We start from the raw sequence: 9,215 nt of genomic DNA on the forward strand, positions 1-9,215 counted from the left end.
CGGCTCGCCAGGGTCACATTCGCGTGCGGGTTTTCCTTGCGGAAATTGTGCAGTTGCTGGGTCATTTCGTAATTCACTTCCCACTGCTTCTGCAACCGCCACTGCATCGGGTACTCGCCCCACTCGACGATGTACTCCTCGCGCTCGCGCAGGGTTTCCACCACGCGCCAGAACGCGCCGTCAATCAGAATACAGGTGTCACCGGGTTTGCTACCGGGGGCGATGATGCTGTGTTCGGGTGAAGCTTCAGACGCGCTCACCACATGCTCGTTGCGGCCCTCGATAACTTCGTACCAGGGGAAACCGTGACGCAGGGGTGGTGGGAACGCGAGGGGCGGGCGCCCGGCCAGCAGGCGGCGGAACAGTACCGACTTTTCGATCTCCAGGTCAGACAGGGTATAGCCTTCTTTCTGGGTAATCTGTCCCCAGGCGAATGCGGCCCGTATTAATTGTTTTTCTCGGTCTGAAAAGCTCATTGTTCGCCAGGGTGTCGTTGACTGAAAATTATTCGAATCGGCAAATGACCGCAAACCTTACCACTGCCCGCACCACCACGCCACGGATATTGCCGACCGAGCCGTGATGGACCTTGCTGGCAGACGTGGGCGGGGTCGGAAAAAGTCCGGTAGACTGGACGGGTTTTGACATCCACGGGAAACGGACGTGAAAAAGGAACGCGTATTCGACGGAAGGAAACGCCCCATTGCGTGCAGCTTGCGGCGCTGGCTGGGATTGTCCTCGCTTTATGTACTGGCTGTCACACTGACAAGTGTCGCCCCCATTACGCAGGCGGAATCCGCGGTGCAGGCGATGCCTGCGGTCCCCGCCAGTGAAACCTGTTATGTCGATGGCTGGGCAGAGTCGCTGCAGTGTTATCGTATTCCCGTCAGTGACGACGGCAAGGTGGCGCTTTCGGTACTGGTGGCGCCGGCGGTCAATGGCGGGCAGCACGAGCCCCTGTACCTGCTGGCCGGCGGCCCGGGACAGGCAGCGAGTGACCTGGCGAGGTTGCTCAATCCCCTGCGCAAGCTGAACCGCGGACGCGATATCGTGATGGTCGACCGCCGTGGCGGCGGACGCTCCGATGCCTTTGATTGCGGTCTCGGCGTGGATGCGCCATCGAACATCGAGCAGTTCGTGGCAAAGCTGGCGGTGTGCCGGATTAATTCGGGCGATCGTCCGCTGACAATCAACAGCCGCCAGACCGTGGATGATCTGGAAACCGTGCGCAAGGCGCTTGGGCACGCGCGCATTTCTCTGTGGGGCGGCTCCTGGGGCACGCGCACTGCATTGCTGTACCAGCAGTGGTATCCGGAATCGTTGCAGAGCCTGGTGCTCGACGGCGTGGCCCCTATCGACACCAAGGTCTTCCTTGCTGCCACTGCTGCGGAGTCGGCACTGGTGGAATTGCAGCAGGCCTGCAGCGGCGATCCGGTGTGTGCCGGTTTCGGCGACTGGCGCACCGAGCTGGATTCCCTGCTCGCCAACTGGAGCGATGAACAAGCACAGAATTTCCCCGATCCCCTCACTGGAAAAACCGTCGAGGAACCGCTCGAAGCCTGGGTGCTCGCGGGCGCAGTGCGCACCGCACTCTATGATCCAGGGGCCGCGGCCCAGTTGCCGTTCGCGGTAGACCAGGCCGGTCGCGGCAACTATGTGCCGCTGTCCGGTATCGTCGGCCTGTTTGCGGAAATGGAAGGTGCGATGTCCATGGGGCTCACCTTCTCCGTGGCCTGCGCCGAGGAAATGAACCGCATCAGCGCCGAGGATATTGCCAGCGATGCCGCGGGCACGTTTATCGGCGACGGATTTATTCGCGTGTTTTCCGAGGGCTGCAAGGTGTGGCCGGTAGCGGCACAGCCGTATGACGCCCCGCAACCGCGCCATCACCCGGTATTGCTGATTTCTGGCAGCGCCGACCCGATTACCCCGCCCAAATACGCCGATGAACAACTCGCGTACCTGGAACAAAAGCAACATCTCGTGGTGCAGGGCGGGGGGCATATCAATTCCATGCGCGGCTGCGTGCCGGATCTGATCCTCGAATTCCTCGATCACCCGCAGGCAGAGCTCGACCAGAACTGTCTCGCGGATATCCATCGCCCGCCGTTCACAGCGGGCAATTTCGGCCCCGCGTTGTTGCCGGAGCTTCCCGAGGCGGACTCGCGGCTCGCGGGCGAGCACCAGCAGGAAGAGGAAAACGCCGGCCCCGAGATGGCGGGCGATGTGGAAGGAGGGCGGCAATGATTCGCGTCGATAACATCAACAAATCCTTCGCCGGCAAGCCGGTGCTGCGTAATCTCAGTTTTGAGGTGCCCGACGGTCGCATCACCGCCTTGTTGGGCGCCAACGGCGCAGGCAAAACCAGCTGCCTGCGCATCATCTGCGGTCTGTTGAAGGCGGACGCCGGCCGGGTGCTGGTGGGCAATGCCGACCCGGCCCTGGATCCCAGGGGCGCGCGCCGCCAGTTGGGTGTGGTGGGCGATCGCGAGGGGTTGTATGAGCGCCTTACGGTGCGCGAGTACCTGGACATATTCGCCCGCATGCAGGGGCTTTCCGGCAAGACTCTGGCAGAGGCACTCGCTGCCGTGCGCGAGGAGCTGGAACTGGGGGCGCTGTGGGATCGGCGCACCAAGGGCTTCTCTCAGGGGGAGCGTATGAAGGTGTCGCTGGCGCGCGCGCTGGTGCACCGTCCGCAACACCTGATTCTCGATGAGCCCACCCGCGGCCTCGATGTGCTGGCAGTGCGGCTGCTGCGCAAGACGCTGCTGCGCCTGCGCGCCGACGGTACCACCATCCTGTTTTCCAGCCATGTCATGCCCGAGGTGGCCGAGTTGTCGGACCGGGTGCTGGTGATGGCAGCGGGTCAGATCGTGGGGGCCGGCACGCCGGAACAGCTGGCGGCAGAATCCGGCTGCAGCAATCTTGAGGACAGCTTTGTCGCCCTGGCCTATGGCCAGCGGCCGAATGTGGCGATAGCGCAAGGAGAGCCGGCATGAGCGATAAATGGAATCCGGGCGCGGTGCTCGACGGGCTCACCCAGATGGCGCCGCTGCTGCGCAAGGAGCTGCTGGAAGCCTGGCGCGACCGGCGCGCACTGTTGATGGCGATATGTTTTTCCCTGATGTTTCCCGCGGCACTGGCCGGTGGCACCATCTTTATGGTCAAGAAACAGAGCGAAGACGTCACCCGCCTGGCGCTGATCGGCGCCGAACGCGCGCCTTTGATTGGTGAGCAGTTGCAGTCTTCCGGGCTGGACGTGGAATCGCTGGCCGACGGCGACCCCCGCGATCTGCTCGCCGCGGACTACGATCTGGTGCTGGAAATCACCGACGATTTCGCGCAGCGCTACCAGGACTTCCGCGCGCCGCGCCTTTATCTATATGTAAACAGCTCCGACACCGGTAGCGGTCGCGCCCAGCGGGAACTACAGGAGCGCCTCGGTGCGTTGCAGCAGATGATCGTTACCCAGCGCCTGTCGGCGCGGGGGGTGGCGCCGCAGCTGCTGGCCCCCTGGCGATTGGAGACCCGCGATGTGAGTACACCTTCGAGCCGCGGTGCGCTGATCCTGGCCACGGTGCCGGGGTTGTTAATCATGACCCTGTTTATCGCTTGCCTCGCCACTGCGGTGGACAGCTCCGCCGGCGAACGCGAGCGTTTGAGCCTCGAGCCACTGCTGGTACAGCCGCTGGCGGGCTGGCAGATCATCACTGCCAAGACCCTGGCGGTGGCGAGCCTGGGCTGGCTCGGTTCGCTGCTGGCGATCAGTGCACTGGTACTGCTGATGCCGGTGATGCCGCTGGCGGAATTCGGTATACAACAGGCCACTACGCTGGCCGGTGTTGTCGCCATGGGTCTGGTGCTGTTGCCGCTGGCATTGCTGGTGGCAGTAGTGCAGATCCTGCTGGCGTTGCGTTCGCAGTCGTTCAAGGATGCCCAGACCCAGTTGAGTATTCTGCAGATAGCGCCGGTGGTTCTGCTGATGGTGCTGGATATGGCGCAGATCAAACTGGCGGACAGCTGGCAGCTGCTGCCGCTGATCGGCCAGCAGCAGTGGCTCAAGGGGTTGTTGGTGGGTGACTGGGTATCCCCGGTGTGGATGTTGGCCGGCTCTGCGGTCACATTGGCGCTGGTGGTATTGGCGATCATGGTGGGCGCCCGCGCGCTGCAGCGGGAAAGCCTGTTATCCGCCAGTTGAGTCCAGGCCAATTCGTAACTGATTTTTCTGTAATTGGGCGGTAAGCGTGAGCATTTCGGAACACGAGCACGAGGGATTGCTGACCATTGATCTGGGCGCCGTCGTCGATAACTACTCCTGGCTGCGCCAGCGCCTGGTCAATGGTGGCCGCTGTGCGGGGGTGGTGAAGGCGGATGCCTACGGTCTGGGGGTTGGCGAGGTGGCACCGGCACTCTACCGCGCGGGCTGTCGGGACTTTTTTGTCGCGACCCTGGCGGAAGGTGAGCAGTTGCGAGCCCTGTTGCCGGCGGAGGTGGCGATCTACCTGCTGACCGGCGTGCGCCCTGGCAGTGAGCAGCGCTGTGCCGCTGCCAATCTAATACCGGTGCTGGTCACCACCGAACAGCTGCGCCAGTGGTGCGTGCTCACCGGTTCCGACGGGTGTGCCGCACCCTGTGCGCTCAAGGTTGATACTGGTATGACCCGCCTCGGCATGGGCGGTGAAGAATTCGCCCAATTGCTGCAGATGCCGGAGTTGCTGGCGGCCGCCAATCTGCAGCTGATATTGAGCCACCTGGCCTGTGCGGATGAGCCGGACCACCCGCAGAACCCCGCCCAGCTGGCAGTGTTTAACGACTTCGTCCGCGAGCTGCGGCGGATCTGCCCCGCGGTGCAGGCGAGCTTTGCCAATTCCTCCGGTATCTGCCTGGGGGAGGCCTATCATTTTGACCTGGCGCGCCCGGGTTCCGCCCTCTATGGCATCAATCCACTGCCGGGCCGTAAAAACCCCATGCGCCAGGTGGTAAGCCTGCGGGTGCCGGTGCTGCAGCAGCGTGAGATCACCCGCGACAGCGCAGTGGGCTACGGCGCTGCGGGCCACGCCGCGGCGGGCAGTTGGCTGGCGGTGGTGAGGGGAGGGTACGCCGACGGTATACTGCGCACCCAGAGTGGTCGCGGGCGCGGAATTGCCATCGCCGGCGACGAAAAAATCGCAGTGCCGATGCTTGGACGGGTATCCATGGATACCTGTGTTTTTGATATTTCCGGGCTCAGCGAAGTCCAGCGCAATCGACTCGAGGTTATCGAGCTGCTGGGCGATGACTGGACCGTGGATGACATGGCCGCCGCTGCCGGCACCATCGGCTACGAAATCCTCACGTCCCTCGGGCGACGCTACGGCCGCCGCTATCTCTGATCTTTCCGCACTGCCAACCCGATGGAGAACCGAGTCTTGGCGCTACGCAAATCCGAAGAATCCGCTATCCCCAACACCGACCTGCTCAGTGGCCGTTTGCGGCCGCTGCTGACACTGCTGGCCGACGGCAAAGTGCACTCTGGCGCATCCCTCGGTGAGGTATTGGGGGTGAGTCGCGCTGCGGTATGGAAGCAGCTGCAAAAACTGGAAGCCCTGGGGCTGCAGGTGGAATCGGAAAAGGGCCGCGGCTATCGCCTCTGCGGCGGTCTGGACTTGCTGGATGAGCAGGCCATTCGCGCGCAGGTTTCGGGCCTGGCGGCGCCGTTGCTTAACGAGCTGCAGGTTTTTGATCAGGTGGATTCCACCAATGCGCGCATGCTGGCGGCGCTCGATACAGGCGCCGGTCATGGAGGGGTACTGCTCGCCGAGCAACAGACCGCCGGCCGCGGGCGTCGCGGGCGCAACTGGCAGAGTCCGTTTGCCTCGGGGATCAGTATTTCCATCGGCTGGCGCTTCAGTGGCGGGGTGCAACTGCTGGAGGGGTTGAGCCTCGCGGTGGGTGTGGCCCTTGCGCGTGCGCTGGCGCGGTTTGATGTGCCGGATGTGCGGCTCAAGTGGCCCAACGATGTGTGGTGCCGGGAGCGCAAGCTCGCGGGTGTGTTGCTGGAGCTGAGCGGCGACCTCACCGATCGTTGTGCGGTGGTGATCGGTATCGGCTTGAATATGCGCCTTCCCGCTGCGGCCGCAGAGGCGATAGGGCAGCCATGGATCGACCTCGCTGAGGTGCGCCCGGGAATTTCGCGCAATGCCCTGGTGGCCGCGATGCTGGACGAATTGTTGCCGATGCTGGAGACCTTTCCCGAGTCGGGTTTCACTGCATGGCGGGAAGCTTGGCAGGCGCTGGACCAGTTCGCCGGGACCGAAGTGTGCCTGCAGTCCGCGCAGCAGCGCTGGTGTGGTATTGAGCGCGGGGTGGATCGCAGTGGCGCACTGCTACTGGAAATCGATGGCGAGTGCCAGGCGTTTCACGGGGGAGAGATTTCCCTGCGTCCGGCCGGGAGCGGCATGCCATGATTCTGGAGCTCGATCAGGGCAATACCCGCGGCAAGTGGCGGCTGATTCGCGCGAATTCTGTCGCGGTAGATGAGGTGGAAGTTGTCGCCCGCGGCGTATTCGCGCCCGGCCCCTGGTGGCTCGAGGCTGCGCTGCCGGCGGCATGGATGGAGTGTGCGCCGCAACGGGTGCGTGTTGCCAATGTCGCGGGGCGCGACGTCGAGCGTGCGATCGCGGGACGCCTGCAGCGGGACCTGGGGCTGGTCGCAGAGTTCGCACAGGTGACCGCGGTGTGCGCCGGTGTACGCTGTGCCTACGCACAAGTGGAGAGGTTGGGGGTGGATCGCTGGCTGGCGGTGCTCGCGGCCTACCGACGTTCACCGGTGCCGGCGCTGGTGGTCGACTGTGGCAGTGCGGTAACCCTGGATTTGCTCGGTTACGGCGGCGAGCATCTGGGGGGTTATATCGTCCCGGGGCTCGGGTTGATGCGCCGGGCGCTATTCAGTGACACCGATGCGGTCAAGGTCGTCGAGAACTTCGCGCCGGCCATGTCGCTGGCACCGGGGAAAAATACCCAGGATGCGGTCAATCGCGGCCTGCCGCTGATGGTGCTCGGCGCCGTGGACCAGGCGCTCGGTTTTCTGCAGGAGCACGGCACAGCAACCGGTGCTGCGGCGCCCCGCTTGCTGCTGACCGGCGGTGACGGGGCATTGCTGGCATCCCTCAGCGAGAGGCCGTTTGTGTTGCTGGATGACCTGGTGATGGAGGGGTTGGCACTTGCTAATCCCTGAGGACCTTGCTCGCCTGGAGCGGCCGGGCGGGCTGGCGACCTGTGCACCGGTCACTGCCAGCGGTGGCGGAGTGAGGCTAGAATCCGCACTTTACGAAATTGTCCGGGCAGCGAGAGCCTGGTATCGACGGTAAGGTCCGTCCGAACATGCAAAGCCGATTCCGAACATTGATAGATAACAACTGACTGACAACTATGCGCTGGATATTTTTCTTGTTGGCGGCGGCGAATCTCGGCCTGCTTGCCTGGTTTGTAACCACGGACACTGCGCCCGCGGCCAGGGTCGCGCCGCAGGTGGCGGGAGGGGATACCGGCAGTATTGCCCTGGTGAGCGAAGCGGATTCGTCACAATTGAGTGCGCCGGTGCGGGAGATGACTCCTCCGCCCGCCGTGGCCCGGAAAAAGGTACCCGCGGGCGAGGGCAAACCCACCGGGCAGCTCTGTAGCCTTGTAGGCCCGTTTGGCGAGGCCTATCAGGGCGAGGAAGTAGCGCGGCGGCTGCAGGCGCTACAGGTGCCGGCAGCGATGAAGGAAATCGAGATGCAGGGGCAGATGCGCTATTGGGTTTTTCTGGCACCGCTGAACTCCTCCCAAGAGGCGTTTCGCAAGTTGCGTGAGCTGCAGGCGGCAGGTGTCGACAGCTATGTGATACCCAAGGGATCGCTGGAAAACGGGATTTCCTTTGGCATTTTTTCCGAGGAGGAGCGCGCGCGTATCCTGACCAAGGAGCTGCAGGGGCGTGGATTCGCGGCGCAGTATCGCGAGGAACCGCAGACCTATCTCGAGCGCTGGGTGGTTGTGGAAAATGCCGGTAACGGCGAAATTGCGGATGGGTTTTGGCAGCAGCTTCAACTGGATTACCCGGAAATTGGTCGCCGTCAGAACCTGTGCAGTGAAATTCGTGAAAAGGAAATTGAGTGAGTGTGGGAGTGGCCTTTCCGGTGAATTTCCGAAGTCCACATTCGAGGTGAAAAAAAGCGACAACAGCCTGTTGCGTGTCGTGAACACTTCCCCTAGAATCCCGCCTCCACTTAAGGGGGAGTCAACAACCCCGGTGGAAGATTCGGCCTGAAAAGGTCGATCTGGAAGAAGCTGGCGTAGCTCAGTTGGTAGAGCAGCTGACTTGTAATCAGCCGGTCGGGGGTTCGACTCCTCTCGCCAGCTCCATTTCTTTCAGTCGCACGGTTCGTTGAAGAAATTCAGGTAAGTGTGTGAATTTGAAAGAAAAATTGTTGACAGCGGATAGGATGGTGTGGAGAATGCGCACCACCTTGAGGCAGGGGTTCCCGAGTGGCCAAAGGGATCAGACTGTAAATCTGACGCGCAAGCTTCGGTGGTTCGAATCCACCCCCCTGCACCATTATTCAGATGCCTGTGTGCTGGCATCGAAGGTAGAAGAAGTTGTTCAGTCTTCTATTTAAGGAGTAACGCACGCGGTAGCGCGGGCATAGTTCAATGGTAGAACCTCAGCCTTCCAAGCTGATGATGCGGGTTCGATTCCCGCTGCCCGCTCCAATAAGCAGTGCGGAGCTTGGTTGGTAAAGTCGCTGTGATCTTTGGTCTGGCGCATTGCAGGCGGCCCCGCCTGCGTCAGCTGAGATGCTGGCAATCGGAGTAAGCTCATGTAGCTCAGGGGTAGAGCACACCCTTGGTAAGGGTGAGGTCGGCGGTTCAAATCCGCCCATGAGCTCCATTATTCGTGGCCGCGGTGACCTGTGTCTCCGCGGCTATTTGTATCCGGCTTATATGCTTTTGCGGGTCGGGTGCGACGGTTCCCGAGGGGCTCCTTATGTGAGTGCGCGGGGGCTGTTCTTAGGTAAGGTCGCTAGTTCGGCTCACGCTTATATTGGGAGGCCCGCAATGGGAAAAGAAAAGTTTGAACGTTCCAAGCCCCACGTAAACGTGGGCACCATCGGTCACGTTGACCACGGTAAAACCACTCTGACCGCTGCGCTGACCCGCGTATGTTCCGAAGTATGGGGCGGCGCTGCCGTTGCCTT

The 9,215-nt window shown here is 62.4% G+C and carries 8 protein-coding genes, 4 tRNA genes and 1 pseudogene; 12 read left to right on the forward strand and 1 reads right to left on the reverse strand.

Annotation, left to right across the window (positions count from 1 at the left end):
- Positions 1-476 (reverse strand): annotated as a pseudogene (locus VIL80_RS05955) (hypothetical protein); the annotation flags it as partial.
- Positions 477-663: 187 nt separating this feature from the next.
- On the opposite strand from VIL80_RS05955, the gene VIL80_RS05960 reads away from it, so the two are divergent.
- The 12 genes from VIL80_RS05960 to VIL80_RS06015 all read left to right on the forward strand — a co-directional run.
- Entirely contained in the window at positions 664-2,247 is a 1,584-nt protein-coding gene (locus VIL80_RS05960) for an alpha/beta fold hydrolase (RefSeq protein WP_332035232.1), read from the forward strand.
- Complete coding sequence (locus VIL80_RS05965) at positions 2,244-2,999, forward strand: ABC transporter ATP-binding protein (RefSeq protein ID WP_332035233.1); 756 nt, start codon at positions 2,244-2,246, stop codon at positions 2,997-2,999. Before VIL80_RS05960 ends, VIL80_RS05965 begins: the two co-directional genes overlap by 4 nt.
- Positions 2,996-4,198 carry an ABC transporter permease gene (locus VIL80_RS05970; RefSeq protein ID WP_332035234.1) on the forward strand — a complete coding sequence of 401 codons (1,203 nt, stop codon included), beginning with the start codon at positions 2,996-2,998 and terminating at the stop codon, positions 4,196-4,198. Before VIL80_RS05965 ends, VIL80_RS05970 begins: the two co-directional genes overlap by 4 nt.
- Before the next feature lie 46 nt (positions 4,199-4,244).
- Positions 4,245-5,372 (forward strand): alanine racemase, encoded by a 1,128-nt coding sequence (gene alr / locus VIL80_RS05975; RefSeq protein ID WP_332035235.1) that lies wholly within the window; start codon positions 4,245-4,247, stop codon positions 5,370-5,372.
- A 36-nt stretch (positions 5,373-5,408) separates the two neighbouring features.
- Positions 5,409-6,446 carry a bifunctional biotin--[acetyl-CoA-carboxylase] ligase/biotin operon repressor BirA gene (gene birA / locus VIL80_RS05980; protein ID WP_332035236.1) on the forward strand — a complete coding sequence of 346 codons (1,038 nt, stop codon included), beginning with the start codon at positions 5,409-5,411 and terminating at the stop codon, positions 6,444-6,446.
- The gene (locus VIL80_RS05985) at positions 6,443-7,216 is read left to right on the forward strand and encodes a type III pantothenate kinase (RefSeq protein WP_332035237.1); all 774 of its coding nucleotides are present in this window, start codon (positions 6,443-6,445) and stop codon (positions 7,214-7,216) included. The genes birA and VIL80_RS05985 overlap by 4 nt, the downstream gene beginning before the upstream one ends.
- Before the next feature lie 194 nt (positions 7,217-7,410).
- Positions 7,411-8,136, forward strand: coding sequence for an SPOR domain-containing protein (locus tag VIL80_RS05990; RefSeq protein WP_332035238.1), 726 nt, complete (start codon positions 7,411-7,413; stop codon positions 8,134-8,136).
- 170 nt (positions 8,137-8,306) lie between these two features.
- A tRNA-Thr gene (locus VIL80_RS05995) sits at positions 8,307-8,382 on the forward strand.
- Between the two features lie 109 nt (positions 8,383-8,491).
- Positions 8,492-8,575, forward strand: a tRNA-Tyr gene (locus VIL80_RS06000).
- An 81-nt stretch (positions 8,576-8,656) separates the two neighbouring features.
- Positions 8,657-8,730: transfer RNA gene (locus tag VIL80_RS06005), tRNA-Gly, on the forward strand.
- A gap of 103 nt (positions 8,731-8,833) precedes the next feature.
- Positions 8,834-8,908, forward strand: a tRNA-Thr gene (locus tag VIL80_RS06010).
- 167 nt (positions 8,909-9,075) lie between these two features.
- Positions 9,076-9,215, forward strand: a 140-nt coding sequence (locus VIL80_RS06015) for a GTP-binding protein (RefSeq protein WP_332035239.1), incomplete at its 3' end; no start/stop codon positions are given.

Source organism: Microbulbifer sp. (assembly GCF_036563125.1).
GTDB lineage: Bacteria > Pseudomonadota > Gammaproteobacteria > Pseudomonadales > Cellvibrionaceae > Microbulbifer.